At 66.2% G+C, this 26,104-nt stretch carries 21 protein-coding genes; 12 read left to right on the top strand and 9 right to left on the bottom strand.

Features of this window, described 5'->3' with window-relative positions; translation table 11 throughout:
- Nucleotides 1-223: 223 nt before the first annotated feature.
- Nucleotides 224-793, bottom strand: coding sequence for a dCTP deaminase (gene dcd, locus ACP7EY_RS18895; RefSeq protein ID WP_426196340.1), 570 nt, complete (start codon nucleotides 791-793; stop codon nucleotides 224-226).
- Nucleotides 794-904: 111 nt separating this feature from the next.
- Nucleotides 905-1,708 carry an alpha/beta fold hydrolase gene (locus ACP7EY_RS18890; RefSeq protein WP_426196338.1) on the bottom strand — a complete coding sequence of 268 codons (804 nt, stop codon included), beginning with the start codon at nucleotides 1,706-1,708 and terminating at the stop codon, nucleotides 905-907.
- A 188-nt stretch (nucleotides 1,709-1,896) separates the two neighbouring features.
- On the opposite strand from ACP7EY_RS18890, the gene ACP7EY_RS18885 reads away from it, so the two are divergent.
- Nucleotides 1,897-2,613: a T6SS effector amidase Tae4 family protein gene (locus tag ACP7EY_RS18885; protein WP_426196337.1), complete on the top strand. Its 717-nt coding sequence runs from the start codon at nucleotides 1,897-1,899 to the stop codon at nucleotides 2,611-2,613.
- Nucleotides 2,614-2,671: 58 nt separating this feature from the next.
- Here the strand turns inward: ACP7EY_RS18885 and oxlT are convergent, their stop codons facing one another.
- Nucleotides 2,672-4,000: an oxalate/formate MFS antiporter gene (gene oxlT, locus ACP7EY_RS18880; protein ID WP_426196335.1), complete on the bottom strand. Its 1,329-nt coding sequence runs from the start codon at nucleotides 3,998-4,000 to the stop codon at nucleotides 2,672-2,674.
- Between the two features lie 463 nt (nucleotides 4,001-4,463).
- Entirely contained in the window at nucleotides 4,464-6,887 is a 2,424-nt protein-coding gene (locus ACP7EY_RS18875; protein WP_426196333.1) for a DNA internalization-related competence protein ComEC/Rec2, read from the bottom strand.
- A 431-nt stretch (nucleotides 6,888-7,318) separates the two neighbouring features.
- Between ACP7EY_RS18875 and ACP7EY_RS18870 the strand changes: the two genes are divergently transcribed.
- Both ACP7EY_RS18870 and ACP7EY_RS18865 read left to right on the top strand, forming a co-directional pair.
- Nucleotides 7,319-8,929, top strand: a complete 1,611-nt coding sequence (locus ACP7EY_RS18870; protein WP_426196331.1) for a methyl-accepting chemotaxis protein — start codon at nucleotides 7,319-7,321, stop codon at nucleotides 8,927-8,929.
- 155 nt (nucleotides 8,930-9,084) lie between these two features.
- Complete coding sequence (locus tag ACP7EY_RS18865) at nucleotides 9,085-9,843, top strand: hypothetical protein (RefSeq protein WP_426196330.1); 759 nt, start codon at nucleotides 9,085-9,087, stop codon at nucleotides 9,841-9,843.
- Here ACP7EY_RS18865 and ACP7EY_RS18860 read toward each other — a convergent pair.
- The 3 genes from ACP7EY_RS18860 to ACP7EY_RS18850 are packed head-to-tail and all read right to left on the bottom strand — an operon-like array spanning nucleotide 9,836 to nucleotide 12,668.
- The gene (locus tag ACP7EY_RS18860; protein ID WP_426196328.1) at nucleotides 9,836-10,654 is read right to left on the bottom strand and encodes a TatD family hydrolase; all 819 of its coding nucleotides are present in this window, start codon (nucleotides 10,652-10,654) and stop codon (nucleotides 9,836-9,838) included. The genes ACP7EY_RS18865 and ACP7EY_RS18860 overlap by 8 nt on opposite strands.
- A 21-nt stretch (nucleotides 10,655-10,675) precedes the next feature.
- On the bottom strand, nucleotides 10,676-11,398 hold the full coding sequence (gene lolD / locus ACP7EY_RS18855) for a lipoprotein-releasing ABC transporter ATP-binding protein LolD (RefSeq protein WP_426196326.1): 723 nt from the start codon (nucleotides 11,396-11,398) through the stop codon (nucleotides 10,676-10,678).
- Between the two features lie 7 nt (nucleotides 11,399-11,405).
- Entirely contained in the window at nucleotides 11,406-12,668 is a 1,263-nt protein-coding gene (locus ACP7EY_RS18850) for a lipoprotein-releasing ABC transporter permease subunit (protein ID WP_426196324.1), read from the bottom strand.
- A gap of 76 nt (nucleotides 12,669-12,744) precedes the next feature.
- On the opposite strand from ACP7EY_RS18850, the gene ACP7EY_RS18845 reads away from it, so the two are divergent.
- The 5 genes from ACP7EY_RS18845 to ACP7EY_RS18825 all read left to right on the top strand — a co-directional run bounded on the left by ACP7EY_RS18845 (nucleotide 12,745) and on the right by ACP7EY_RS18825 (nucleotide 17,190).
- A complete protein-coding gene (locus ACP7EY_RS18845; RefSeq protein ID WP_426196322.1) occupies nucleotides 12,745-13,851 on the top strand; it encodes a hypothetical protein in 1,107 nt (368 codons plus the stop codon).
- A gap of 53 nt (nucleotides 13,852-13,904) precedes the next feature.
- Complete coding sequence (gene recJ, locus ACP7EY_RS18840) at nucleotides 13,905-15,599, top strand: single-stranded-DNA-specific exonuclease RecJ (protein WP_426196320.1); 1,695 nt, start codon at nucleotides 13,905-13,907, stop codon at nucleotides 15,597-15,599.
- 72 nt (nucleotides 15,600-15,671) lie between these two features.
- Nucleotides 15,672-16,109, top strand: a complete 438-nt coding sequence (locus tag ACP7EY_RS18835; protein ID WP_426196318.1) for an MbcA/ParS/Xre antitoxin family protein — start codon at nucleotides 15,672-15,674, stop codon at nucleotides 16,107-16,109.
- Nucleotides 16,106-16,819, top strand: coding sequence for an RES family NAD+ phosphorylase (locus tag ACP7EY_RS18830; protein ID WP_426196316.1), 714 nt, complete (start codon nucleotides 16,106-16,108; stop codon nucleotides 16,817-16,819). The genes ACP7EY_RS18835 and ACP7EY_RS18830 overlap by 4 nt, the downstream gene beginning before the upstream one ends.
- A gap of 53 nt (nucleotides 16,820-16,872) precedes the next feature.
- A complete protein-coding gene (locus tag ACP7EY_RS18825) occupies nucleotides 16,873-17,190 on the top strand; it encodes a DUF2288 domain-containing protein (RefSeq protein WP_426196314.1) in 318 nt (105 codons plus the stop codon).
- 9 nt (nucleotides 17,191-17,199) lie between these two features.
- Here ACP7EY_RS18825 and ACP7EY_RS18820 read toward each other — a convergent pair whose 3' ends face one another.
- Nucleotides 17,200-19,245, bottom strand: a complete 2,046-nt coding sequence (locus ACP7EY_RS18820) for a bifunctional 2',3'-cyclic-nucleotide 2'-phosphodiesterase/3'-nucleotidase (protein ID WP_426196312.1) — start codon at nucleotides 19,243-19,245, stop codon at nucleotides 17,200-17,202.
- A gap of 153 nt (nucleotides 19,246-19,398) precedes the next feature.
- On the opposite strand from ACP7EY_RS18820, the gene prfB reads away from it, so the two are divergent.
- From prfB to lysS, 3 genes are all read left to right on the top strand, one after another.
- Nucleotides 19,399-20,503 (top strand): peptide chain release factor 2 gene (prfB, locus tag ACP7EY_RS18815; protein WP_426196310.1). Its coding sequence is split into 2 segments (ribosomal slippage): nucleotides 19,399-19,479 and nucleotides 19,481-20,503, totalling 1,104 coding nucleotides; the frame shifts between segments, so codons are not numbered across the junction.
- Nucleotides 20,503-21,174, top strand: coding sequence for an HAD family hydrolase (locus tag ACP7EY_RS18810; RefSeq protein ID WP_426196308.1), 672 nt, complete (start codon nucleotides 20,503-20,505; stop codon nucleotides 21,172-21,174). The genes prfB and ACP7EY_RS18810 overlap by 1 nt, the downstream gene beginning before the upstream one ends.
- 16 nt (nucleotides 21,175-21,190) lie before the next feature.
- Nucleotides 21,191-22,723, top strand: coding sequence for a lysine--tRNA ligase (gene lysS / locus ACP7EY_RS18805; RefSeq protein WP_426196306.1), 1,533 nt, complete (start codon nucleotides 21,191-21,193; stop codon nucleotides 22,721-22,723).
- Nucleotides 22,724-22,767: 44 nt separating this feature from the next.
- On the opposite strand, the gene ppnN is transcribed toward lysS, so the two are convergent.
- Nucleotides 22,768-24,138, bottom strand: coding sequence for a nucleotide 5'-monophosphate nucleosidase PpnN (gene ppnN / locus ACP7EY_RS18800; RefSeq protein WP_426196304.1), 1,371 nt, complete (start codon nucleotides 24,136-24,138; stop codon nucleotides 22,768-22,770).
- Nucleotides 24,139-24,428: 290 nt separating this feature from the next.
- On the opposite strand from ppnN, the gene ACP7EY_RS18795 reads away from it, so the two are divergent.
- The gene (locus tag ACP7EY_RS18795; RefSeq protein ID WP_426196302.1) at nucleotides 24,429-25,934 is read left to right on the top strand and encodes a peptide MFS transporter; all 1,506 of its coding nucleotides are present in this window, start codon (nucleotides 24,429-24,431) and stop codon (nucleotides 25,932-25,934) included.
- The last annotated feature ends 170 nt before the right edge of the window (nucleotides 25,935-26,104 follow it).

The following is a 26,104-nucleotide window of genomic DNA, read 5'->3' as shown; positions in this document are numbered from 1 at the left end:
CACTGGTCGTCCCGCATGGTCATCACGACGGCGCGCTCCTGTGTCGTCAGATGGGTATAGATTTTCGGCATGGCAGCACCTTACAGCAAAGGGTGTTGCACTTGGTTTTAGAGGCTGCCTGGCATATGCATGGATGTTTTAATAAAATCGAAATATTGATTTTAAGAAAATATCATCTTTTTGCCGGCTTGGATAGCCCCGCGCTCCCCCTCGCGACGCCGTGTTACGCCTTGGGCAGGGTCACGCCCCGCTGGCCCTGGTATTTGCCGCCGCGGTCCTTGTAGGAGGTCTCGCACACTTCGTCGCTCTCGAAAAACAGCACCTGCGCGCAGCCTTCGCCGGCGTAGATTTTCGCCGGCAGCGGCGTGGTATTGGAAAACTCCAGCGTCACATAACCTTCCCACTCCGGTTCGAACGGCGTGACGTTGACGATGATGCCGCAGCGCGCGTAGGTCGACTTGCCCAGGCAGATCGTGAGCACGTTGCGGGGAATGCGGAAGTACTCGATGGTGCGGGCCAGCGCGAACGAGTTCGGCGGGATGATGCAGACATCGCTCTTGACGTCGACAAAGGAGTTCGAATCGAAGTTTTTCGGATCGACGATGGTGCTGTTGATGTTGGTGAAAATCTTGAATTCGTCGGCGCAGCGGATGTCATAGCCGTACGAGGAGGTGCCGTAGGAAATCGTCTTGTTGCCGTTGGCATCGGCACGCACCTGGCCTGGTTCGAACGGCTCGATCATGCCCGTTTCCTGCGCCATGCGGCGGATCCATTTGTCGCTTTTGATAGTCATCGATGAGGCTTTCGGAGGTAGTGGCGGATGAGGTGGCGCAAAACGGCGTGGCGCCGCACAGACCTGCTGGGGGCCGCGTCGCGGTGAGCGCGATTTTACGCCATAACCGTGCTACCGGGCCAGCCCCGGCAAGAGCTGATCGATCATCCGCGCCGTCAGCGCCGCCGCCTGCCCGGGCGACTCCATGGGGAACAGGTGGCCGCCTTCGATCTGCAGGTAATGCGGTCCGACCAGCTTGCGGGTGGCGCCCAGGCCAGCCTGGCGCAGCTCGGCCGAAGCACTGCCGCCGATGAAGCCGACCGGCAGGGGGAACGGCGGCTTGACGATGGTGCCCATGTGGTGCGGCAGCGAACGGTAGATCGCCGTTTCCACCTCGCGCGCGAAGCGCAGCTGGACGCCGTCCGCGTGCGCTTTGAGGCCATGGGCGATGTAGTCGTCGAGCACGCCGGGAGCCCAGGCGGCGAAGATGTCCTTGGCGGCAAAGTGCGCATGCGCCTCGGCCGCGCTGGGCCAGAGCATGCGGCGCTTGTGCGAAAAGCGCGCGGGCGAAAAACGCTCGGCCCAGCTGCCGCGCTTGGCATGACGGAGCAGGAACGCGCGCCAGCCCGCCACCACCGGCGAATCGAGCATCACCACGCAGCGCGCCAGCGCGGGACGGCGCCGCGCCGCCATCAGGCTGAGCATGCCGCCCAGCGAGTGGCCGACCAGGATCGCCGGCGTGGGATAACTGGCCAGCTGCGCGCTCAGTTCGTCGACCAGTCCCGGCCAGCCGTCGCTGACGGGGTAGGCGGGATCGTGGCCCACCATGTCGGAGACGCGCACGTCGAAGCGCGCGCGCAGGCCGTCGAGGTAGCGGCTGTAGACGCCGGCGGGAAAGCTGTTGCCGTGGGTGAAGTGCAGCAGAGGTTTTGTCATCCAACAATTGTATGCGCAGGGCGGCCAGCACGGCTAGAGGGAAGCCCCTAAGCGCCCAGTCAGCGCCAAGTCAGCGCCAGGCGCACATGCCAGCAGGCATTGTGGCCCATCAAGACCGTCGTGCCCGATTGGCATAAGGTCGTCAAGGTCCCCTGCCGCCTGGCGCGGCGCCTCTACCAGGAGAATGCATGAGTACCATCGACGACAGCAGTGCGGAAACCGGCGGCGGCAGCGCGCCGTCCCCCCACAAGCGGGCCCGGGCGGGCGAAGCGGCCGTGAAGGTCCGCCCGGCCACACCGGGGCCGACCAGGGCGGCCTGCCCGGCCGGGGCCGCCCTGCCCCGCTTCGCCGACATGTGGCGCGGCTATCCCGAGGGGCAGCCGTCGACCGAGCGCTGGCAGAGCGACATCATCGAGCAGGGTATCGTGCTGGCGCGCAAGGGCGAGCTGAAGTACCCGGACCAGTGCGCCATCAAGCTCAGCGTTGCCCTGCATGCGGGCGGCGTCGACATGCGCGCCTATCCGGGCGCCGCCACCGTCATCGACGGCAAGCGCGCGGGCCTGCGGGCGGCCGAACTGGCTGCCTGGCTGAACAGGCAGGCGTTCTGCGGGGTGCCGCTGGCGCTGCGGGTCACGGGCGCCGACTGGAAAGACCAGATCGCCAACAAGACCGGCATCATCTATTTTGCCAATTACTGGCGCCGCAGCGGCGAATCAAAGCCCAGCGGCGACCACATCGACCTGTGGAACCGCTCGACCTTGTCACCCTCGCTGGAATCGTTCTTCCGCTTTCGCTTGGGCATCGACCGCATTCCCAATCCCTTCGAGCGCCTGCGCGGTCAGCCAGGCAACTGGTACTCGAACCTGGACGAGGCGACCGAGATCTTGCTGTGGGAAGTGGCATAGGCCAAAAAAAACGGGCTGCCACGCAGCCCGTTTTTTCACCTGCCTGTGAACGTGCGCGTCAGGCGCGCGCCGGCAGGTGCAGCTCGCCGCCGCCGGCCAGTTCCTGTGCCTGCAAGGTGCGCGACGCCTCGACGTGCCGGGCCAGGGTCGGCCGCAGCACCACGATGGCCAGGAAGGCCGCCGTCAGGTCCATCGCCGCCACCGTGTAGAGCACCGTCGACCAGGTTCCGGTCGCTTCCATCATCAGGTTGCCGACCGGGACGAACAGCGCGCCGATGCCCTTGGCCGTGTACAGCACACCGTAGATCTTGCCGATATGCCGGGTGCCGAAGGCGTCGCCGGCCAGTGCCGAGAACAGCGAATAGACTTCGCCCCAGGCCAGGAACACCACGCCCGACAGGATCAGGAAGGCGTAGGGATTGCTGCCGAAGTAGCCCAGCGCGATAATCCCCAGGCCTTCGAGCGTGAAGGCGATCACCATGGTTTTTTCACGGCCGATGTTGTCCGAAATCCAGCCGAACAGGGGCCGCGAAATGCCGTTCATGATCCGGTCGAGCATCAGCGCCAGCGGCAGCGCCGCCATCACGAAGAAGTACAGGTCGACCTTGAATTCCTTCACGCCCAGATCCTTGGCGATCACGCCCAATTGGGCCACCGCCATCATGCCGCCCGTGACGACGAGGATGAACATCAGGAACATCAGCCAGAACAGGCGGGTGTTCAAGGCTTCCTTGAGCGTGTAGTCGCGGCGCGCCTGCACCAGCTTGGCCGAGCCCTTCACTTCGGCCGCAGTGGGCGAGCGCAGGAACCAGGCGGCAACGAAGGCCAGGCTGCCCTGCAGCAGGCCGAACACCAGGAAGGTATGCTGAAAGCCCGAGCTTTCGATCATGGCGGCGATCGGCAGGATGGTGGCGGCCGAACCGGCGCCGTAGCCGCCGGCGGTCAGTCCGACGGCCAGGCCGCGCCGGTCGGGGAACCACTTGAGGGCATTGTTGATGCAGGTGGCATAGATGGAACCGACGCCCAGGCCGCCGACGGCGGCGCCGATATAGAAGCCCGTCAGGCTGCTCGCCTGCGAGTTGATGACCCAGGCGGCGCCGATGAAGACGGCGCCGAACGCGACCATCAGGCGGGGACCGAATTTGTCGATGAAGTAGCCTTCGATGGGCGCCAGCCACGTTTGCACCAGCACGAAAATGGTAAACGCGAGCTGGATCTTGGCGCGCGACCAGCCGTAGGTTTCCTGGATTTCAGGCACGAACAGGGTCCAGGCATACTGGATATTCGCGGTGGCGATCATGCAGATCACGCCGACGGCCAGTTGCAGCCAGCGGGTGTTGGGGGAAGCGGCGCCGTGCGGCCCGTGCGCCAGGGCGGGGCTAGTCATGGCGCCCTCCTGCGACGGCCAGGGGGCGGCGGGCCGCGACGGCAGGCATCGCGGCGGACCCGCGCGGCGCCCGGCTCAATATGGTATTCGGCATTGTTTGTCTCCATTGTCATGGTTATGCTGTGTCGGCTGCACGAGGCGCAGCCCACCAGTTTTTTTATGCAAAATCAAAACACGTGCATGTCACGGCCGCCGTCGCCTCGCGCGCTGTGGCCCACCTCCCCTGGACGAATCTCCTCATCGAACGAGCGCCATCGCCTGCTCCAACAGGCTGCCTGCGCTCCCGCGGGCGATGGGTTTGTCAGCCACCGCGCCGACCGTGTATGTACAGCGGCGAAGTCATTGTGCAAAAACTTATTTTGCGAATCGTTGACCGCCGTTAGGTTTTTGAATTTTTATGCAAGGTTCCACAAGATTGTTTGCTATGCCAAACAGCCACACAGCGCCGGCCTGGCGCACACGGTCAGCGACCGTACCAGTAGCGGGGGTGGCTGTGGCGGTAGGCCTCGGCCTCGATTTGCGGGCCGAAGTGCACGGTCACCGCGCCCGATTCGTCGGTGCGCAGGCGGGCGATGCCGGCATCGCCGTAGCGTTGCCACACTTCCTGCTTGGGATGGCGGTAGCGGTTGCGGTAGCCCACCTGGAAGATGGCCAGGCTGGGCCGCACGGCGGCCAGAAATGCCGTCGTCGACGAAGTGCCGCTGCCGTGGTGGGGCGCCAGCAGCACGTCGGCCGGCAGGTGGGCGATGTCACGCCCCAGCAGTTGCGCTTCCTGCGCCGCCTCGATGTCGGCCGCCGCCAGCAGGGTGCGGCTGCCGGTCGAGATGCGCAAGGTGCAGCTGCGCGCGTTCGGCTTGAGGCTGGCGTCGGCGTAGCTGGCGGCGGTGGGCTGGAGCATGTCGAACTGCACCCCGTCCCAGCGCCAGTGCTGGCCCGCCGTGCACGGCAGGGCCGCGCGGGCCGCCCGCACGATGGGGTGGCGCGCCTCCAGCGACGACCAGAGCTGGTCGACCGGCAGCGATGCCAGCACGGACAGGGCGCCGCCGGCGTGGTCGGCGTCGCTGTGGCTGATCACCATCGCATCAAGCCGGCCGATGCCGCGTGCTTTCAGGTAGGGGTGGATGACGCGGTTGCCGCCGTTGCCATCGACCGAATACTGGGGACCGGCGTCGACCAGCAGGCGATGGCTGGCCGTTTCGATCAGCACCGCCATGCCCTGCCCCACATCGAACACGGTGGCGGTGAAGGTGCCCGGCGCGGGAGATACCGGCAGCGCGGTCAGCGCCGGCAGCCAGGCGGCCAGCCCCGCCGCCCGCAGCGGCCAGCCACGGGGAGCCAGCAGCCAGGCGGTGCCCAGCAGGGCAAAGGCAAACAGCACCGGAGTCGGCGCCGGCGCCGACACCACCGCCAGCGCGCCGCTGCCGAGCCAGTCCAGCCAGGCGGCCAGCCCTTGCACCAGCGCGTGCGCGGCGATCAGCAGATAGTCCGACAGGGGCGCCGGCAGCAGACTGCCCGCCAGCGCCAGCGGGGTGACGGCAAAGCTGATGACGGGGATCGCCAGCGCATTCGCCAGCGGGCTCACCAGCGAGACCTGCGCAAACAGCAGCAGCGTCAAGGGCACCAGCCCCACCGTGACGACGTACTGGGTGCGCAGGGCCTGGACGCCGCTGCTGGCGAGGGCGGCGCGCAGGCGGCCCAGACGGGTGGGCGCCGTGCGCGCGCGCGGCGACCGCAGTTGCGTGCGGCCCACGCTGGCGTACAGGATCAGGCCGACGGCGCCGAACGACAGCCAGAAGCCGGGCGCCAGCACCGCCCACGGGTCGAGCAGCAGCACCAGGCCCAGGGCCGCGCACAGCACGTGCGAGATGCTGGTCAGGCGTCCGCTCCACAGGGCCAGCGCCAGCACGCTCAGCATGTACAGGGTACGCTGGGCCGGCACGCCGAAGCCGGCCAGCAGCACGTACAGCAAGGCGCTGGCGGTGCCGGCCAGCGCCGCCACTTTTTGCGCCGGCAGCAGCAGCGGCAGTTGGGCGCGGGTGAAGAACGAGCGCCGCCACAGCGCCGAGGCCAGCATGGCGACCATGCCAGCGACCATGGTGATGTGCAGGCCGGAGATGGAAATGAGGTGACTGACCCCGGTGCGACTGAACACCTGCCAGTCGTCCTGCTCGATGGCGCGCTGGTCGCCCACCACCAGGGCGACGATGACGCCGGCATAGGGCCGCCCCGCCAGCGCCCGCTCGATGCGCGCGCGCAGCACGGCGCGCCCGTGCCCGACCAGGTTCGATGGCGTGGCGACGAAGGCGTCGAGGCGGCGGTTGCCGCTGTCGGCGCGCACGTAGCCGGTGGCGCGCAGGCCCTGCTCGAGCAGCCACACTTCGTAATCGAAGCCGTGCGGATTGGCACTGCCGTGGGGCCGCTGCAGGCGCACCGTCAGCTGCCAGCGCGCGCCCGGCTGGACGTCGCCGACCGGCACGCCCGGCTTGCCCATGAAGCCCGCATACCAGGACAGCGCGAGGCGCGGTGGCACCCGCGGTGCCACCTGCGAGCGCGCGCCATCGTGCACCTGTTCGACCCGGAAGTGAAAGCGCACGCCCTGCTCGAAGCGGTAGGGCAGGCTGTCGATGGTGCCAACGACGGTGATGTCGCGCCCTTCATCGTCCGCCGCCAGTTGCGGCGCCAGCGCGGCGTGCGCCAGCAGGGCCGCCCAGCACAGGCCCAGCAGCGCGCCCGCCAGCGCCGCCCGCGCCCTGGCAAGGCCGCGCCAGGCCAGCAGCAGCACCAGCGCCGCCAGCGCCAGCGCGATCAGCGTGGCAGGGGCCGGCAGGCTGGCACAGCGCTGCAGCCAGGCGACTCCTGCCGCAAAGCCCAGAATCGCACATCGCATGGCGCGCTCCCCGACAAAAGGAGCCAGTGTCGGGGCAAACGGGGATGCAGCGTTTGGCGGGCGTCGAACGGACGCCAAATGGGCGTCGACCGGGAGTCAAACGGTGTAGCCGTGCAGGCAAGGTTCAGCCGCCATCTTCGTCCCCCGTGCCAGGAAGACGGCTGGCTGCTCAGCGCTGAACATTGCCTTGGAGAAGCGGATTCTTCGATTCCCGATGTTGAAGAACGTGTGACTTTCCAATAGGGCAATAGCCACTCTTAGTTACCATTTGCCATGGACAAACTGTATTACCATTCGGCATCAAGTCTTGGTGTTCATCGTGCTCCCTCAACCGGTGTCACCCCTGCCACTTCGTCGTTCCGCAAGTGCGCACCCCAGCATTCGCGCCATCATCGCCCCGGATCGGGCTTACCCTGTATTAGAAATTAATCATGATCAAAAAGTCAACTGGCGATGCGGCGTCGCGCCTCACTTACGGCGATCCGAAGCTCGAATTCCTTGTCTCCAAGGATGATGTACTGATTACCCGGACCGACCCGAAAGGCGTCATCGTCTACGCCAACGATGCCTTTCTGGAATCGGCACAATTCACCTTGGGCGAAGTTCTGGGCAAGGCCCATAACATCATCCGCCATCCTGACATGCCGCGCGCCGTCTTCGCCGACATCTGGGGCACGCTCAAAACCGGCAAGTCGTGGTCGGGCATCGTCAAGAATCAGCGCAAGAACGGCGGCTTCTACTGGGTGCGCGCCTTCGTCACGCCGGTAGCCAGTGGCGGCAAGGTCACGGGCTATATGAGCGTGCGGGTGCGCGCCACCAAGGAAGAGGTGGCGGCGGCCATCGCCGTCTATCGCCAACTCGACGCGGGCACCCTGATGAGCCCGGACAGCGCGCGCCAGGCCGCCGCCGCATCGGCCTATATCCTCCAGCAGGGCATGGCGGTGCGGCGCTTCGCCCCTTTGCGCCTGAAACACTGGTTGATGACGCGCCCCGTGGGCGCGCGCCTGGGTGCGTGCTGCGCCATGCTGTCCGGCGCCGTCGGCGTCGCCCTGCTGGCGCCCGTGCTCGGGCTGCCGGCCTGGCTGGCCATCGCCGCCGGCATCACCGCCGCGGCCATGCCGTGGGTCGGCTTCGCCTACCTGAACGTGCGCATCCTGCAACCGCTGGGCACGCTCAACCGCACGATTGGCCTGGTTATCAGCGGCACCCCGCTGGCGCAATTTACCCACCATGGCGACCAGGCCATCCTGAGCCTGGCCAGCGGCATGAACCAGATGACCATGCGCACCGCCGGCGTGCTGCGCGACGTGCAGGACCGGCTGGCCGTGCTGACGGCGACCGGCAACGACATGCAGGCCACCAGTGAAGGCCTCAGTGCCGGCGCAGAGCAGCAAGCGGCCAGCATCGCGTCGGTTTCCCAGTCCATCGCCGGCATCGCCGGCGGCGTGCGACAGACCACGCGCCAGTCTGACGAGGTGACGGACCTGGCCCGGCAGGCGCTGGCGCTGGTCGATTCCGGCACCGCCGCCTCGCACGATGTCAGCAACGCGTTCAATGGCATTGACGCAGCGACCCGCCAGGTCACGACCTTGATGGTGGCGGTGCGCGCCATTGCCATGCAGACCAATATCCTGGCCATCAATGCCCACGTCGAAGCGGCACACGCGGGCCAGGCCGGCGCTGGTTTCGCCGTGATCGCCATGGAAGTGCGTTCCCTGTCCGAGCGCGTGACCCACATCGTCGACCAGGTCGATAGCGTGAACGCCTCCGTCAACAGCGAGCTGGTGAACGCGGGCGCATGCCTGCAGCGCATGCATGGCGCCATTGCTGACATCCAGACGGCTTGCTCGCAAGTGGGCGGGCTTGCCACCGAGGTGGCCGCCACCACGCATGCGCAGAGCGCTGCCATCTCCGAAGTGTCCGATGCCATGGGCGAACTCGATACCGCCACCCAGCAAAATGCCCAGGCAGCGGAGAATTCGGCGCGGGCCGCGCATGATCTGCTAACGCACGCCATGCGCCTCGGTGCTGCAATTGCCTGAGTTGCCGCACCGGGGCGCTGCGCAGGCAAGTCAACCCAGGCAAACAGGACGCCCGGGGTGACCCGCCAGGCGTAATTTTTGCCCCGCACCAGCCTGAAAAGCCACATAATCGCCGTGGGACATTCCCCACTGCCACCTGCTATCCCACCCTTGCCATGATCGAACCTGGCTTTCCCACCCTGCTCGCCTATCCGGCCCTGTCGCTGGCGCTGGGCGCACTGTTGATCGGCCTGGCCGCGCTGGCGCTGGTCCGCTGTGGCCGTGCGCGCGCGGACGCGGCGGCGACGCGCTACTGGCGCCGCCTGCACCTGCTGTCGGAGGTATTGCTGGCGCTGGGCCTGATCGGCCTGGCCGTGTTTGCCGGCCGCTTGACGGTGGCGGCCGACCAGGTGCTGCTCGATGAGCGCGTGCGCAGCGCCCGGCAGGAGGTCGACGTGCGCCTGCGCGCCGTGATCGACACCGAATGCCAGCCGGCGCGGGCGCAGGCAGCTGGTCCGGCCCGGCGCACCGAACGGGGTGCCGTGCCCGACTCGGCCAACCTGACGCCCTACAATCCGGGCGTCGCCGCCAACGACTTGTGCGCCATCGCGCGCGCGCGTCCCGCCAACGGCGCCGTGCTGCTCGACTGGCAAATCAGCGCCCACGCGCTGCGCCAGTTCGGCGCGCGCTATCCGGGCTGCTTCGACAATATTTTTGGTCGCCACAACGATTGCGAGAGCACCTTGCGCGCGGCCGAGGACACGGCGGCGGCGCTCGAGCAACTGGTGCAGGCACTGGCAGCGCAACAGCAGGGTGGCGCGCAGATGCTGGCCGTGCAGGGCCGGCGCGACTGGGGCTTTGCCCTGCTGGCGGCGCTGCTGGCCGGCGCCGGCATGGCGATGCGGATCGCCCGCGCCGCCGCCCTGCTCAAGTAAGCGCACCAGCCAGTAAAGGACCAAGGCGCGGCAAGGCCGCCAGCGCGTTCTGCCAGGTGTGCGCGGCGATGTCGCCGGCGTCCACGCCACGCAGTTGCGCCAGCACCGCACCGATGGCCGGCAACTGCGCCGGGCTGTTGCGGCCCGGGTGCAGCCAGGCGGGCGCGATGTCGGGTGCGTCGGTCTCGAGCACGATCGCGGCCAGCGGCAGCTCGGTGGCCAGGCGGCGGATCTGCAGCGCACGCGTAAATGTCATGGCGCCGCCAAAGCCCAGCTTGAAACCCAGGTCAATGAAGATCTGCGCCTGCTGGGCGCTGCCGTTGAAGGCATGGGCGATGCCGCCCGGCGGGCGCACCTTGCGCAGGTGCTTGAGGACCTGGTCCTGCGCGCGGCGCACGTGCATCAGCACGGGCAGGTCGAAGTCGCGGGCGATGCGCAGCTGCTGCTCGAAAAAATGCGCCTGCTTTTCGCGCATGGCCGGTTCGGTCAGCGCGGGAATGAAAAAATCGAGGCCGATTTCACCGATGGCGACAAAGCGCGCATCGTCCATCGCCGCCGCCACCCGCGCGCGCAGCGCCAGCAAATCGGCTTCGACCGCGTGCGGCACGCAGATCGGATGGATGCCCAGCGCATAGGCGGCGTTCGGGGCGGTCGCCGCCAGCGCCGCGACGGCTTGAAAATTGTGCCGGTCCACCGCCGGAATGACCACCATCGACACCCCGGCGGCGGCGGCCTCGCGCGCTATCGCCAGCGAATCGGCGAGGCCGCCGAATTCACTGGCGTCGAGATGGCAATGGGTATCGATCCACATGCTGCGCCGTTCGACCTGCGCTCAGGCCGGCTGCAAGCCGTGCTCGGTCAGGCGGTACACGCGGTCGCAGCGGCGCGCCAGTTCGATGTCGTGGGTGACGATGACGAAGGCGGTGCCCAGCCTGGTCGACAGTTCGAGCATCAGGTCGAAGATCGACTGGGCGGTGGCGTGATCGAGGTTGCCGGTCGGTTCATCGGCCAGCACGCAGGCCGGCTGCGTCACCAGGGCCCGCGCCAGCGCCACGCGTTGACGCTCGCCGCCCGACAATTCGCCGGGGCGGTGAATCACCCGCTTCGACAGGCCCACCCGGGTCAGGATGGCGCCCGCGCTGGCGTTGGCGTCGGCGCGCTTCTGGCGCCGGATCAACAGCGGCATGGCCACGTTGTCGAGGGCCGAGAACTCGGGCAGCAGGTGGTGGAACTGGTAGACGAAACCCAGGTCACGGTTGCGCAACTCACCGCGGCGCGATTCCGACAGACCGGCGAAATCCTCGCCATTCAAACGCACCGTGCCGCGGGTGGGCGTGTCGAGCCCGCCCAGCAGGTGCAGCAGGGTCGACTTGCCGGAGCCGGAGGCGCCGACGATGGCGACGCGCTCGCCGGGGAAAATAGTGAAGTCGACGCTATTTAAGACGTCGACGGCGTAATCGCCCTGGCGGAAGGTCTTGCCCAGGCCGGTGCAACTGAGGACCGGCACGGCGGCCTGCCCGGTGCCTGCCTGATTGAAGACCTCAGGCTGATTCATGTCAGGCTTATTCATAACGCAGCGCCTCCGCAGGTTTCACGCGCGAAGCGGCGTAGCTTGGATACAGGGTGGCCAGGAAGGCCAGCACCACCGCCAGCACGCCGATCTTGGCGACGTCGGGCCAGCGCAGGTCGGACGGCACGGTGCTGATGAAGTAAATGTCCTTGGACAGGAACTGCACGCCCAGCAGGTGCTCGATGAAAGGCACGATGACGTCGATATTCATCGCCACCAGCACGCCGAAACCGACGCCGATGGCCATCCCCATCAGGCCCACCAGCGCGCCCTGGATCATGAAGATCTTCATGATCGAGCGGGGCGAAGCACCGAGCGTGCGCAAGATGGCGATGTCGGCCTGCTTGTCCGTCACCGTCATGACGAGCGTGGAGACGAGGTTGAAGGCGGCCACCGCGATGATCAGGGTCAGGATGATGAACATCATCTTCTTCTCCGTCTGCACGGCGGCGAACCAGGTGGCGTTGGCCTGCGACCAGTCGCGCACCACCAGCGGGCCGCTCATGCTGTTTTTCAGCTGCTGCGCCACTTGCGGCGCCTGGTGCATGTCGTCGATGCGCAGGCGCAGGCCGGACGGGCCGTCGAGCCGCTCCATTTTTTCCGCGTCTTCCAGGCTGATGAAGGCCAGGCCGGAATCGAATTCGTAGTGACCCGCCTCGAAAATACCGGCCAGGGTGAAGGTGCGGGTGCGCGGCAGCATGCCGGCCGGGGTGGTTTGCGCCTGCGCCAGCAGCATCGTTACCTTGTCGCCGATCGACAGGTTGAGCGCGCCGGCCAGGGCGTAACCCATGACGATGTTAAACGAGCCCGGTTTGAGGTCGCTGAAGCTGCCCGCCTTCATTTGCCGCGCCACGTCGGACACCTTGCCCTCTTCCTCGGGCAGCACGCCGCGGATGATGGCCGGGCGCATGACGTCGCGCACCAGCATGCCCTGGGTTTCGACGAAGGGCGCGGCGCCCTTGACGGCGGGATTCTTGAACGCTTCGCGGGTCGAGGCCTGCCAGTCCGGCAGCGCGCCGCGCGGATCGAACACCTCGACGTGGGCCAGCACCGACAGCATGCGGTCGGTGACCTCTTTCTGGAAGCCGTTCATCACCGACAGCACCACGATCAGGGCGGCCACGCCAAGGGCGATGCCGGCCACGGAAATGAGCGAAATGAAGGAGATAAAACTGTTGCGGCCACTGCGCTTGCCGGCGCGCGTATAGCGCAGGCCGACCAGCCATTCATACGGCAGATTCTGGATGATGCTCATGTGCTCCAACGGGAAATGCGGGTAAGAGCGAAGTGTGCCACACAAACTCGGGCGGTGTGAGCTTGTCACAACACAATTGTTCCCAGGACAGGGCAAGGGCGCGCCCCTTGGCGGCGGCCGCCCGCCGTGGCGCCGGCCGATGCCCTACAATGGCGGCATGACCGAATTGACGCTTGTATTGCCGTTTGCCCTGCCCCCTGATGAACTGGCCGCCGACCTGGTGCGCGTCCTGAAGGCGCCGAACCTGGCCGCGCTGCTCTCGCGCAGCGCCCGCTTTTCACGCCGCAGCGACGACGGCTTCGCCCGCAGCCTGCCGCACGAACGGCTGCTGGCGCATGCGCTGGGCCTGGCCGGCAGCGATCACGCCGGCCTGCCCTTCGCAGCCGCCGTCATGCGCGGCTACGGCCTCGACCCGGGCTCCGACAGCTGGCTGATCGTCCACCCGGCCCACATCGAAATCGCCCGCACCCACCTGCTGATGGGCGATGCTCGCCGGCTGGGACTGGTCGAGTCGCATGCGCGCGCCCTGTACGACAGCGCGCGCCCGTATTTCGACGAGGACGGCCACACCTTGTTATATGGCGACGCCCTCACCTGGTTCATGCGCGCCGGCGACTGGGCCACGCTCGATACCGCCAGCCCCGACGCCACCGGCGGCATGAACCTGACCGACTCGATGCCGCAGGGTGCGTGCGCGCTGGCCTACCGCAAGCTGCAAAACGAGGTGCAGATGCTGTGGCATGATCATCCCGCCAACGCCGAGCGCGAGGCGCGCGGCCTGCCCGCCATCAATGGCTTCTGGCCGTGGGGCGCGGCGGCAGCGGCGCCGGCGCCGGCCGGCGCCATGGCCTTCGCCAGCGCCAACGCGCCGCCGTGGATGGCGGCGCTGGGGCCGGTCGTGCACGGTCCGTTCGGGCCATGGCTGGCAACGCCCGCGCGGCCGGCCGGCTTTGTCGAAGCGTCGCTGATCGGCCCCGCACTGGGCGGCGACTGGGCCGACTGGCTCGTGCAGATGGGCCGCATCGACACCGAACTGCTGGCGCCGGCGCTGGCCGCCGTCAAGGGCGGGCTCACACTGCGCCTCGTGCTCAGCCACCGCAGCGCGCTGATCGAGGCGCGCGTCAGCGCCCTGTCGCAGCGCAGCTTCTGGCGCCGCCACAGCCTGGAGCGCCTGCTGGGCTGATCTGGCCCGTTCGCCACTATTTACCGCATTTACCTACCCGGACAATTTTCGCCATGACCCGTATCGCCATCCGCCCCTGTTCCTTCCGCCATTCCGAAATGCTGCGCCAGGGCGGCGTGCACCCCGTGCTGGCGCGCCTGTACGCCGCGCGCGGCCTGACCGATGCCCGCGAACTGTCGAGCGACCTGGCGTCGCTGATCGCGCCGGCCGGCCTGCTGCACATCGGCGCGGCCGCCGTGTTCCTGGCTGACGCCATCGGCGCCGGCAAGAAAATGGTGATCGTCGCCGACTACGACTGCGACGGCGCCACCGCCTGCGCCGTCGCCCTGCGCGGCTTGCGCGCGATGGGCGCCACCGTCGACTTCATCGTGCCGAACCGCTTCGAGTACGGCTATGGCCTCACCCCCGAGATCGTCGCCCTGACGGCGCGCGAAAAGTCGCCCGACATCATCATCACCGTCGACAACGGCATCGCCAGCATCGACGGCGTGCTCGAAGCGAACCGGCGCGGCATCGAAGTGGTCGTCACCGACCACCACCTGCCCGGCGACGCCCTGCCGGCCGCGCGCGTGATCGTCAATCCGAACCAGCCCGAGTGCGGCTTCCCCAGCAAGCACCTGGCCGGGGTCGGCGTGGTGTTCTATGTGTTGCTGGCGCTGCGCGCCGAACTGCGCCGGCGCGGCGTGTTCGACGCCGCCAGCCAGCCCAAGCTCGACAGCCTGCTCGACCTGGTCGCGCTGGGCACCGTGGCCGACGTCGTCAAGCTCGACCCGAACAACCGCATCCTGGTCGCCCAGGGCATCAAGCGCATGCGCGCCGGACGCATGCACGCGGGCGTGGCCGCCCTGTTCCGGGTGGCCGGGCGCGAAGCGCGCAGCGCCTCGCCGTTCGACCTGGGCTTCGCGCTGGGCCCGCGCCTGAACGCCGCCGGGCGGCTCGACGACATGTCGCTGGGGATAGAATGCCTCGTCACCGACGACGAGGGCCGGGCCTGGGCGATCGCCCAGCAGCTCAATGAAATCAACCTCAAGCGCCGCGAGATCGAGGCCGACATGCAGGACACCGCCCTGCTCCAGCTCGACGCCTACGAGCCTGCCGACAGCAGCACCATCACCGTCTTCGACGCCGGCTGGCACCAGGGCGTGATCGGCATCGTCGCCTCGCGCCTGAAGGAAAAGTACTTCCGGCCCACCATCACCTTCGCCCCCGGCGCCGACGGCTTCATCAAGGGCTCGGGCCGCTCGATTCCCGGCTTTCACCTGCGCGACGCGCTCGACCTGGTGTCCAAGCGCGCCCCCAGCCTGATCGACAAGTTCGGCGGCCACGCCATGGCGGCCGGCCTGACCCTGCGCGCCGACGCGTTCGAGGCGTTTTCCGCCGCCTTCGAAGAAGTCGGCAAGGCCTGGCTGAGCACCGCCCAGCTCGAACGGGTGATCGAAACGGACGGCCCGCTCGAAGACGCCTATTACACCACCGCCTTCATCGCACTGATGGATGGCGAAGTGTGGGGCCAGGGTTTCGCGCCGCCCGTGTTCTGCGACGAATTTCGCGTCGTCAGCCAGCGCATCCTCAAGGAGCGCCACCTGAAACTGCTGCTCGAGCGCAACGGCCAGCGCTTCGACGCCATCTGGTTCGGCCACACGGCGGCCGTGGGCGAGCGGGCGCGGGTGGCGTTCCGCCTCGACGCCAACGAATACAACGGCGTCACCAAGGTGCAGCTGCTGGTCGAGCACGCCGAACCGGCGTGACGGCGCGCGCGGCGGCGCACCCTTGCAACCTTTCCGAAACCGGAGTATAAATACTCCATCACCGGAGCCATCATGAATGCAGCCTACGCCTATCCCAAGAGTCGCTACGAGCCGGCCGAACTGGTCGACCTGAACAACCGCGCCGAGCGCGAGCGCCTGTCGAAGTCCGCCCTGAGCGGCTTTTTCAAGCTGACGGCAGCGTGGCAGCTGCGCGACGAAGACGCCCGCGAACTGCTGGGCGGCCTGTCCTCGTCCACCTTCTACGAGTGGAAAAAGAACCCCGACCGGGTGCTCGAGGTGGACCGCATCACGCGCATCTCCTACCTGCTGGGCATCTACAAGGCCCTGCACATCCTGTACGGCGACAAACTGGCCGACGAGTGGGTGGCGCTGCCCAATACCAATCCCGTGTTCGGCGGGCGCACGCCCCTGTCGCAGATGCTGGCCGGCGGCCTGCTGGCGATGCAAACGGTGCGCAAGTTGCTCGACGCGCGCCGCGGGGGTCTATGAGCCTGCTGACCTTGCCCAATCCGACGCTGCCACCATTGACCCTGCTGCGCCAGTTCGACACCTGCCGCCTGATCCCGTCGCGCTTTGCCGACCTCGAGGACTCCGTGCTGGCGCCGCTGGCCGACGACGCGGCCGTGCTGGCCGACCTGTTCGAGCTCGATAACGCCACCAACGAGCGCCTGCGCGGCGAATACGGCAGCCTGCCCGGCATCGGCGTCGATGAACTGGTGTTCGGCGTGCCCAATTTCCGCATCATCAATGCCGCCTACACCTATCCGCGCCCGGAAGGGAGCCGCTTCAACGACGGCGAACGGGGCGCCTGGTACTGCGCCTTCGAGATCGACACGGCGCTGGCCGAAATCACCTTCCATAAAACCGTCGAATACCAGGAAATCGGCCGCTTCGACGACAGCGTCACCTACCAGGTGATGCTGTCGGACTTCACGGGCACTTTCCACGACCTGCGCGAGGTGGCCGGGCAGGCGCCGTTTGCGGCCGTGCTGGCCGGCGACAGCTACATCGCCTCGCAGGCGCTGGCCGCCACCCTGCTCGAACTAGGCTCGATGGGGGTGATCTTCCCCAGCGTGCGCCTTGACGGCGGCACCAACCTGGCATGCTTTCGCCCGGCCCTGGTGAGCAACACCCGCAAGGGCGGCGCCTACCGCCTGACCTGGGCCGGCACGCCGCAGCCCGTCATCGAAGCGCTCTGACGGCATTTTTATTGACCCCGCTCGAACGTATTGCTTACTTATCCAGACCCACCATGCTCAATCCCGACAAAGACCTCGAACTGCACCATAAAATCAACAGCGAAACGGCGCGCCTGCCGTGGGCCGAACTGCAACGCCATTTTGCCCAGGGCGCGGTGATTTTCGTCAGCCCCGATCTCGACCTGATCGAGGTCGCCGTGCGCATCTCGCACGACGACAAGGCCAGCATCGGCGCCTGGCTGGCCGACGGCAAGGTGGGCAAGGTCAGCGACGAGCAGGCCCAGGCCTGGACGGAAGCGGCCAGCATGCTGTGGACCTCGGTGGTGCACCCGTTCATCCTGGTGCAGCAGGAAAAAGCCCGGCTGAACTAGCGCGGCACGCTACTTCGCCAGGTCCAGCCCGTACAGGGCGAAGCCCTTGCCGGCGCCATCATCGGCCTGCAACTGCGTCACATTGGCGATCCCCGCCGCCTGCGCCAGCGCCAGTTTGCCGGGCGCGCCATGGAACACCACCGGCCCGGCGGTGCGCACTTTCGCGAAGCGCCAGCTGCGCTGGGCGCCATGCGCGGCCATGGTCAGCTGTTTCGCCCCCTTGATCCAGCCGATCAGCACATCGCGGTTGGCGTCGGGCGACGCCAGCACGGTCTTGCTGCCATCGAGGCCGGGAAAACCGCCGCCGCCGCTGGCGCGGTAGTTATTGGTGGCGACGATGAACTGCGCGTGCGCTGCCACCGCCTGGTCGCGGTAGCGCAGATTGACGATGCGCTGGCCGGGCGCGCGCGTGAGATCGATCTCGTATTGCAGCGCGCTGGTGGTGGGCATGTCGAAGTTATAGCTGGGAAAAGACGGATTGATCAGCTCCTGCGGGGCGGCGCGGGCCGGATCGATGGTATTGAAGCGCCCGGCGCTGTGCTCGAGCCAGGCCTTCAGGCCGGCGCCGTCGATCTTCACCGCGTACAGGGTGTTCGGGTACAGGTACAGGTCGGCCGCATTATTGAGCGCCAGCGTGCCGGCGGGGACGTCGGTGTAGTCGGACACGCCGGCCGAGCCGCTCTTGAAGGCCGAGGCCATCGACAGCACCGGCAGCGCGGCGTACTGGGGCAGATTGGCCTGGACGTAGCGGGCCACGTAGTCGGCCTGCGCCAGGTTGACGGGGGCGATCGCGCTCACCTCGCCCACGTCGGCAAAGTAGCTCGACATACGAAACGCGCTGGCGCCCACCGGGGTCTTGACGTAGTCGATGGTGGCCGCGTGCTCGGCGGCGACGAGCGCCACGATGGCCGGATCGGCGGCGACGAAGGACTTGTCGGCCTGCTGGGCGCCGCGCGCCTCCACGGTGGTGCGCGATTTGTCGATCAGCCAGTGCGCGCCATCCCATTGCAGGCGCAGGCCGATCACGCCCAGGTGCTTGCCCCACAGGTTGGCCATGGTGGTAGGCACGCCGTTGACGGTGCCGGCCGCCTTGTCGACGCCGGGCAGATTGAACTGGGCGACGGCGCTGGCGGCGTTCGGAAACACCTGGTGCGAGTGGCCGATCAGCATGGCATCGATGCCGGGCACTTGCGCCAGGTACCAGTTGGCGTTTTCCATCGACGGCGCGTACGGGCTGTTATCGAGCCCGCCGTGCGAAATGGCGATGACGATGTCGGCGCCGGCGGCGCGCATCTGCGGCACATATTTTTCGGCCGTCTCGCGCACCCCTTCCGTGTAGACCTTGCCGTCGAGCCAGCGCTTGTCCCATTCAACGATGGTGGGCGGGGTGAAACCGATGATGCCCACCTTGACGATGGCGCTCACGGCCTTGCCGTCGGCGCCGGTGGCGCTGATGCGCTTGTCGATGATGTGGAAGGGCGCAAACAGCTGCCTGCGCGTCCTGCTGCTGTAGACATTGGCCAGCACCTGCGGAAAGGCGGGGCCGGCGCAGCGGGGCTGGGCGGGATCGACGCCGTCGACCTCGAAGCGGCTGCCGGTGACCTGGTTCAGGTAGGCCAGGCCATAATTGAATTCATGGTTGCCGATGCCGCCCCCTTCCATGCCCAGCCGGTTCATCACCTTGTAGACGGCCAGGGTGTCGGTGCAGGCGAGCGGCTTGACCATGGCCTGGTAATCGGCCAGCGCGGTGCCCTGGATGGTGTCGCCATTGTCGAGCAGGAGCGTGTTGGGGAACTCGGCGCGGGCGCGCGCGATCAGGGTGGCGGCCCGGTCGAGTCCGAACGACTTGTCCTCGGCCAGCTTGTAGTAGTCGTAGCCGATCACGTTGGCGTGGACGTCGGTCGTCTCCAGCACGGCCAGGGTGGCGCTGGCGCCGGCGGCCAGCGGGGCCGGCGTCTCCAGCGCCACCCGCGCGACCGGCCCCGCGCAACCGGCCAGCAGCAGCGCCGTCATCAACAGGGTCAGACAAGGCAAAGTGGGGCGAGCAGTGTGCATGGGCAGGTTCCGGTAAAGTCGAGGCAGGCGGCCATCATACGGCAGCGCCGGCGTCATCGCCAACGCTGGCGATGACGGGATATATCAGGCAGCCACAGTCGCGCTCCGGTATAATCGAAGGTTCATTTCATACTACGCAAAGACACCAAGATCATGGAAGCCGAACGCATCAACGCCCTCTCCGCCCTGCTCAACGACCTGACCAGTCGTGAAGCCGAACTTCGGAGGTATCTTTGACTTCGATAAAAAGTCAGAGAAACTAGAGCAGGTCAACGAAGAGCTGGAAGACCCCACCGTCTGGAACGACCCGAAACGGGCGCAGGAACTGGGCAAGGAGAAGAAGGCGCTCGAGGGCGTGGTGGACACGCTGATCAAGGCGGACGCCGACCTGAAGGACGCCCACGACCTGTTCGACATGGCGCGCGAAGAAGCCGACGAAGACACGCTCGAAGCGGTCAGCGCCGACGTCGACGCCATCCTGAAGATCATCGAAGGCATGGAGTTCCGCCGCATGTTCAGCGGCCAGCTCGACGCCAACAACTGCTTCATCGACATCCAGGCCGGCGCCGGCGGCACCGAGGCACAGGACTGGGCCTCGATGCTGTTGCGCCAGTACCTGCGCTATTGCGAGCGCAAGGGCTTCAAGGTCGAGATCATGGAGCAGTCCGACGGCGAGGTAGCCGGCATCAAGACGGCCACCCTGAAGGTCGAGGGCGAGTACGCCTATGGCCACCTGCGCACGGAAACGGGCGTGCACCGGCTGGTGCGCAAGTCGCCGTTCGACTCGGCCAATGGCCGCCATACCTCGTTCACCAGCCTGTTCGTCTACCCGGAAGTGGACGACTCGATCGAGATCGACGTCAATCCGGCCGACATCCGCGTCGACACCTACCGCGCTTCCGGCGCCGGCGGGCAGCACATCAACAAGACCGATTCGGCCGTGCGGATGACGCACGGCCCCACCGGTATCGTGGTGCAGTGCCAGAACGACCGCAGCCAGCACCGCAACCGCGCCGAGGCGATGGAAATGCTCAAGGCGAAATTGTACGAGCATGAACTGCGCAAGCGCATGAGCGAGCAGCAGAAACTGGAAGACTCCAAGACCGACGTCGGCTGGGGCCACCAGATCCGCTCGTACGTGCTGGACCAGTCGCGCATCAAGGATCTGCGCACCAATTTCGAGACGGGCAATACCAAGGGCGTGCTCGACGGAGACCTCGACGACTTCATTTCGGCGTCGCTGAAACAAGGCGTCTGATGGCCGCTCCAGCAACTGCCGCCTGCGCCTTCATCTTCGACATGGACGGCACCATCGTCGACAACATGGCCTACCACACGCGCTCGTGGATTGACTTCTTCGGGCAGCGTGGCATGGCCATCGACGCCGACGAGTTTTTCCGCTCCACGGCCGGCCGCCAGGGCAAGGAAATCATCCGCGCCCACCTGGGCGAGCACCTCGCTGACGACGCCGTCAGCGCGCTCAACCTGGAAAAGGAAGCGGTGTACCGCGAACTGTACGGCCCGCACCGCAAGAGCGTCGCCGGTTTCGATGCGCTCATCGCGCGCGCGCGCGCGGCCGGCGTCAAGCTGGCCGTGGCCACCGCGGCGCCCGTGGCCAACATCGAGTTCACCCTCGATGGGCTGGACCTGCGGCGCCACTTCGACGCCGTCGTCGGCGCCGCCGACGTGGCGCGCGGCAAACCGCACCCGGATGGCTTTCTGCTGGCCGCCGAACGCCTCGGCGTGCCGCCGTCGGCCTGCATCGTCTTCGAAGACGCCCCGCTGGGCGTCGAAGCGGCGCGCAACGCCGGCATGCGCTGCGTGGTGCTCACCACCACCCTGCCAGCGGCCGCCTTTGCCGCCTTTGACAACGTCATTGCCATCGTCAGCGACTTCGCCGCGCTCGATGTCGACGCCCTCTTTCACTAACACCAACGACAACACCATGACCACGGACATCCAGGACCAAGCCGCCTCGCCGGCGGACGAAAACAAGATCATCGCCGAGCGCCGCGCCAAGCTGGCCGCCATCCGCGCCAAGGGCATCGCCTTCCCCAACGACTTCCGCCCGCAGCACAACGCGGCTGCGCTGGCGGCCGAATACGGCCACAAAACCCGCGAAGAACTCGAAGCATCGCCCGTCGCCGTGGTCGTCGCCGGCCGCATGATGCTCAAGCGCGAAGCGGGCAAGAAAGCCGCCTTCGCCACCTTGCAGGACGCCTCGGGCCCGCGCGCCGACGGCCGCATCCAGATCTACGCCACGCTCGACCTGACCGGCGCCGAGGCGATGGAAGCGCTGCACCACTACGACCTGGGCGACATCCTCGGCGTCGAGGGCACCCTGTTCAAGACCAAGACGGACGAACTGACCATCAAGGTCAGCACCCTGCGCCTGATCACCAAGTCGCTGCGCCCCCTGCCGGACAAGTTCCATGGCCTGTCGGACCAGGAAACCAAGTACCGCCAGCGCTACGTCGACATGATCATGAGCGAGGAAACGCGTCGCACCTTCAAGGCGCGCACCGCCGCCATGTCGTCGATCCGCCGTTTCATGGAGAAGCACGACTTCATGGAAGTGGAGACGCCGATGCTGCACACGATTCCCGGCGGCGCCGCGGCCAAGCCCTTCATCACCCACCACAATGCGCTCGACATGGAGATGTTCCTGCGCATCGCGCCGGAGCTGTACCTGAAGCGCCTGGTGGTGGGCGGCTTCGACCGCGTGTTCGAAGTGAACCGCAATTTCAGGAACGAGGGCGTGTCGCCGCGCCACAATCCTGAATTTACCATGATGGAGTTCTACGCCGCCTACACCGACTACCAGTGGATCATGACGTTCACGGAAAACGTGATTCGCCAGGCCGCCATCGATGCGCACGGCACGGCCGAGCTGACCTATGGCGGGCGCGCGCTCGACCTGAGCAAGCCCTTCCACCGCATGACCATCGTCGAAGCGATCACCAAGTTCGCGCCCGCCTACAGCAACGCGCAACTGCACGATGCCGACTTCATCAAGGCCGAGCTGCTCAAGTTCGGCGTCAAGCCGTTCGCCACCGCCGGCCTGGGCGCGCTGCAACTGGCGCTGTTCGAAGAAACCGCCGAAGCGCAGCTGTGGGAACCGACCTTCATCGTCGACTATCCGGCCGAAGTGTCGCCGCTGGCGCGCGCCTCCGACACCGTCGCCGGCGTCACCGAGCGCTTCGAGCTGTTCATCGTCGGTCGCGAAATCGCCAACGGCTTTTCGGAGTTGAACGACGCCGAAGACCAGTCGGCGCGCTTCCTGGCACAGGTGGCGGCCAAGGACGCGGGCGATGAAGAGGCGATGTTCTACGACGCCGACTACATCCGCGCCCTCGAGTACGGCATGCCGCCCGCGGGCGGTTGCGGTATCGGCATCGATCGCCTGATGATGCTCATCACCGATTCGCCCAACATCCGCGACGTGATCCTGTTCCCCCACCTGCGCCGGGAAGAGTAATCAAGCAGGGGGCGGCAGCCTGCGCTGCCCGCCCCCTGCGCGGTTTATTTGATCACCCGGTAGCACGGCACATAGGCCTTGCCCGGCAGTTTCATCCTGCTCTGCTCCACGAACGACGCCAGCAGCGCGTCCATCGGTCCCATGATCTCGGCGTCGCCGTGAATTTCAAAGTGGCCGAATTTTTCGATGGCGCGGATGCCCTCGTCCTTCACGTTCCCCGCCACCACGCCTGAAAACGCCCGCCGCAGATTGGCCGCCAGCAGGTGCGTCGCCTGGTTCTTGTGCAAACTGAGCGAGCGCATGTTGTCGTGATTGGGCTTGAACGGGCGCTGGAATTCTTCGTCGATTTTCAGCAGCCAGTTGAAGTAATAGGCGTCGCTGCGCGACTTGCGGAACTCGCGCACTTCCTTGATCGCCGTCTGCATGGTCTGCGCCACCAGTTCCGGGTCGTCAACGATAATCTGGTAGCGCGCCTGTGCCTGCTCGCCGAGCGTGGTGCCGATGAAGGCGTCGATCTGCCTGAAATAATCGCGCGACGATTCGGGGCCAGTGAAAATGAGGGGAAATGGTATCGCCGCGTTCTCCGGATGGAGCAGAATGCCCAGGATGTACAGGATTTCCTCGGCGGTGCCGGCGCCGCCCGGGAACACGATGATGCCGTGGCCCGTGCGCACGAACGCTTCGAGCCGTTTTTCGATATCGGGCATGATCACCAGGTCGTTGACGATCGGGTTGGGCGACTCGGCGGCGATAATCCCCGGCTCCGAAATACCCAGGTAGCGGCCATTCGTCAGGCGCTGCTTGGCGTGGCCGATGGTGGCCCCTTTCATCGGTCCCTTCATCGCCCCCGGCCCGCAGCCGGTGCAGATGTCGAGGTCGCGCAGGCCCATCTGGTAACCGACTTCCTTCGAATAATTGTATTCGACCCGGTTGATCGAATGGCCACCCCAGCACACCACCAGGTTCGGATTGCGCATGGGCCGCAGCACATTGGCGTTGCGCAGGATATGGAACACCGAATCGGTGATGCCATCGGAGCGGCTCATGTCGAAATTCGGGTTGTCCGTCACTTCATTACTGATGAAGACAATATCGCGCAGCACCGCGAACAGGTGCTCGTGAATCCCCTTGATCATTTTGCCGTCGACGAAAGCAATCGCCGGCGCGCCCTTGATATCGAGCTTGATGCCGCGCTCGCGCTGGACGATATGGATGTCGAACGAGGCATACCGTTCGAGCAGTTCCTTGCCATCGTCGATCGAGCTGCCGCAATTGAGCACGGCCAGCGCGCAGCTGCGGAAAACCTCGTACAGGCCGCCTTTGCTGGTATCGAGCAGCTTGGCCACTTCGGCCTTGGAGAGCACTTCGAGCCGGCCTTCCGGCGAAATGAGGGTGTCGACGATGTCGTATTCCATGGGGGCCTTCCTTTTCAATTCCTGTTTCTGGTATGAGCGAACGCACGTGCAATGCCAATATACGACAAATTCCGGGGCACCGGCCGCTGTTGCGCCGAATGGTGCGCTGCGCCAAAATCGGCGTATTGACGACACGGGGCAAAAGTTCGCAGGCGCTGTCTGATTTACATTAGAATGCAGCCGTTAGTGAAAAGGGCCGCCTGCGCCCGGCGCTTACCCGCGCCGGCGCCGGCTGCCCTTTGTATATGATTTATCCATTCATAATTTCAAATATTTTGGGGGAACCCCGCATGAGCGGTGCAGCTACATCCGACCAGCCAGTCGTCGTCCCGGAGTTCAAGCAGATCTTGGGTCATCCAAGTCCGCTCTGGATGTTGTTCATGACCGAATTCTGGGAGCGCTTCGCGTTCTACGGCATTCGCTGGGCCCTCGTGCTCTACATCGTCACCCAGTTCTACGGCGGCGCCGCCGTCGGCGAAGCCGATGCCAACCTGACCTACGGTTCCTACCTGGCGCTCGTGTATGCGGGCGCCGTGTTCGGCGGCTATGTCGCCGACCGCGTGATCGGCTACCAGCGCTCGATCCTGATCGGCGCCGCCTTCATGGCCGCCGGCCTGTTCGCCATCACCATTCCCGATCCCGATGTGTTCAAGGTCGGCCTGGCCACCATCATCGTCGGTAACGGCCTGTTCAAACCGAACATCTCGACCATGGTGGGCAAACTGTATGCCATCAACGATACCCGCCGCGATTCGGGCTTCACGATTTTCTACATGGGCATCAATGCCGGCGCCTTCCTCTCGCCCATCCTGACCCAGATCCTGGCGCAGAAAATGGGCGTCACGGACAATATCCCCGCCTATAAAGTGGTGTTCTTCGTCTCCGGTATCGGCATGCTGATCAGCCTGGTGTGGTTCGCCATCGGCCGCAAGACCCTGCAAGGCATCGGCGCGCCCGTCGGCGCCGCCAAAAACCCCATGCGCATGGTAATGGTCGTCCTCGGCGGCCTGTGCGTCATTCCCGTCATGTACGGCCTGCTCAAGGCGGGCGCCGGCAATCTGCAGATCGTGCTGACGATCCTTTTCGTGATCCTGGCCATCATGCTGATGGTCGAGGGCATCCGCGACGGCAAAGTCGCGCGCGACAAGACCATCGCCATGATGATCATCTTCGCCTTCAACATCCTGTTCTGGATGTTCTTCGAACAGGCCGGCAGCTCGTTCACCTTCCTGGCCGAGAATATCGTCCAGCGCAACCTGGGTGGCTTTATCTTCCCCACCGCCTGGTTCCAGAGCGTGAACTCGATCGCCATCATCGCCTGCGCGCCCGTCATCGCCTGGATCTGGGTGGCGCTGGGCCGGCGCAACGCCAACCCCTCGATTCCCCGAAAATTCGGCCTGGGCATCATCTTCAATGCACTCGCTTTCGGCCTGCTGATCTACGCGCTGTCGGTGCTCGTTGGCGCCGACAACAAGATCCCGTTCTGGACCCTGTTCGCCGTCTACTGCATCCAGTCGATCGGTGAGCTGTGCCTGTCGCCGATCGGCCTGTCGATGGTGACGAAGCTGGCGCCGACCCGCCTGGTGGGCCTGGGCATGGGCGGCTGGTTCCTCTCGACTGGTATCGGCAACAACCTGTCGGGCATTTTCGCCAGCCACGTCAGCGGCGAAGCGGGCATGTCGGTCGCCTCGGCCCTGTCCGGCTACACCTTCGGTTTCTGGTCGCTGCTGGCCGGCGGCGTGCTGCTGCTGGTGCTCGCGCCCTTGATCCAGAAGCTCATGCACGGCGTCAAATAAGACGCGGCTGTTCGATGCGATGAAAGGCGGGCCTGCGGGCCCGCCTTTTTTTTGGCAGGCGCGGTCTTCTGCCTTGCTGCCAAAAGCACCGTCCAACGCGCCCGCGCCGCCTGCTCTTGCCGAATCGGCGCCGCAGCCTTAAGGTTCGCTTCAATCGGCCCGCCTTATAA

The sequence above is a fragment of the Massilia sp. DWR3-1-1 genome, assembly GCF_049898325.1.
In the GTDB taxonomy this organism is placed as follows: Bacteria; Pseudomonadota; Gammaproteobacteria; order Burkholderiales; family Burkholderiaceae_D; genus JAFCUW01.
Note: the sequence above shows the minus strand (reverse complement) of the source record. Positions and strands in the feature narration are given on the sequence as shown.

What these genes read in the sequence shown, in the direction of transcription:
- ACP7EY_RS18835 (WP_426196318.1), top strand. Translation starts at nt 15,672, where the DNA reads ATGAATGCAGCCTACGCCTATCCCAAGAGTCGCTACGAGCCGGCCGAA.
- ACP7EY_RS18825 (WP_426196314.1), top strand. Translation starts at nt 16,873, where the DNA reads ATGCTCAATCCCGACAAAGACCTCGAACTGCACCATAAAATCAACAGC.
- ppnN (WP_426196304.1), bottom strand. Translation starts at nt 24,138, where the DNA reads ATGGAATACGACATCGTCGACACCCTCATTTCGCCGGAAGGCCGGCTC.
- lolD (WP_426196326.1), bottom strand. Translation starts at nt 11,398, where the DNA reads ATGAATCAGCCTGAGGTCTTCAATCAGGCAGGCACCGGGCAGGCCGCC.
- lysS (WP_426196306.1), top strand. Translation starts at nt 21,191, where the DNA reads ATGACCACGGACATCCAGGACCAAGCCGCCTCGCCGGCGGACGAAAAC.
- ACP7EY_RS18875 (WP_426196333.1), bottom strand. Translation starts at nt 6,887, where the DNA reads ATGCGATGTGCGATTCTGGGCTTTGCGGCAGGAGTCGCCTGGCTGCAG.
- ACP7EY_RS18860 (WP_426196328.1), bottom strand. Translation starts at nt 10,654, where the DNA reads ATGTGGATCGATACCCATTGCCATCTCGACGCCAGTGAATTCGGCGGC.
- dcd (WP_426196340.1), bottom strand. Translation starts at nt 793, where the DNA reads ATGACTATCAAAAGCGACAAATGGATCCGCCGCATGGCGCAGGAAACG.
- ACP7EY_RS18820 (WP_426196312.1), bottom strand. Translation starts at nt 19,245, where the DNA reads ATGCACACTGCTCGCCCCACTTTGCCTTGTCTGACCCTGTTGATGACG.
- ACP7EY_RS18885 (WP_426196337.1), top strand. Translation starts at nt 1,897, where the DNA reads ATGAGTACCATCGACGACAGCAGTGCGGAAACCGGCGGCGGCAGCGCG.
- ACP7EY_RS18795 (WP_426196302.1), top strand. Translation starts at nt 24,429, where the DNA reads ATGAGCGGTGCAGCTACATCCGACCAGCCAGTCGTCGTCCCGGAGTTC.
- ACP7EY_RS18850 (WP_426196324.1), bottom strand. Translation starts at nt 12,668, where the DNA reads ATGAGCATCATCCAGAATCTGCCGTATGAATGGCTGGTCGGCCTGCGC.
- ACP7EY_RS18810 (WP_426196308.1), top strand. Translation starts at nt 20,503, where the DNA reads ATGGCCGCTCCAGCAACTGCCGCCTGCGCCTTCATCTTCGACATGGAC.
- oxlT (WP_426196335.1), bottom strand. Translation starts at nt 4,000, where the DNA reads ATGACTAGCCCCGCCCTGGCGCACGGGCCGCACGGCGCCGCTTCCCCC.
- ACP7EY_RS18830 (WP_426196316.1), top strand. Translation starts at nt 16,106, where the DNA reads ATGAGCCTGCTGACCTTGCCCAATCCGACGCTGCCACCATTGACCCTG.
- ACP7EY_RS18865 (WP_426196330.1), top strand. Translation starts at nt 9,085, where the DNA reads ATGATCGAACCTGGCTTTCCCACCCTGCTCGCCTATCCGGCCCTGTCG.
- ACP7EY_RS18890 (WP_426196338.1), bottom strand. Translation starts at nt 1,708, where the DNA reads ATGACAAAACCTCTGCTGCACTTCACCCACGGCAACAGCTTTCCCGCC.
- recJ (WP_426196320.1), top strand. Translation starts at nt 13,905, where the DNA reads ATGACCCGTATCGCCATCCGCCCCTGTTCCTTCCGCCATTCCGAAATG.
- ACP7EY_RS18870 (WP_426196331.1), top strand. Translation starts at nt 7,319, where the DNA reads ATGATCAAAAAGTCAACTGGCGATGCGGCGTCGCGCCTCACTTACGGC.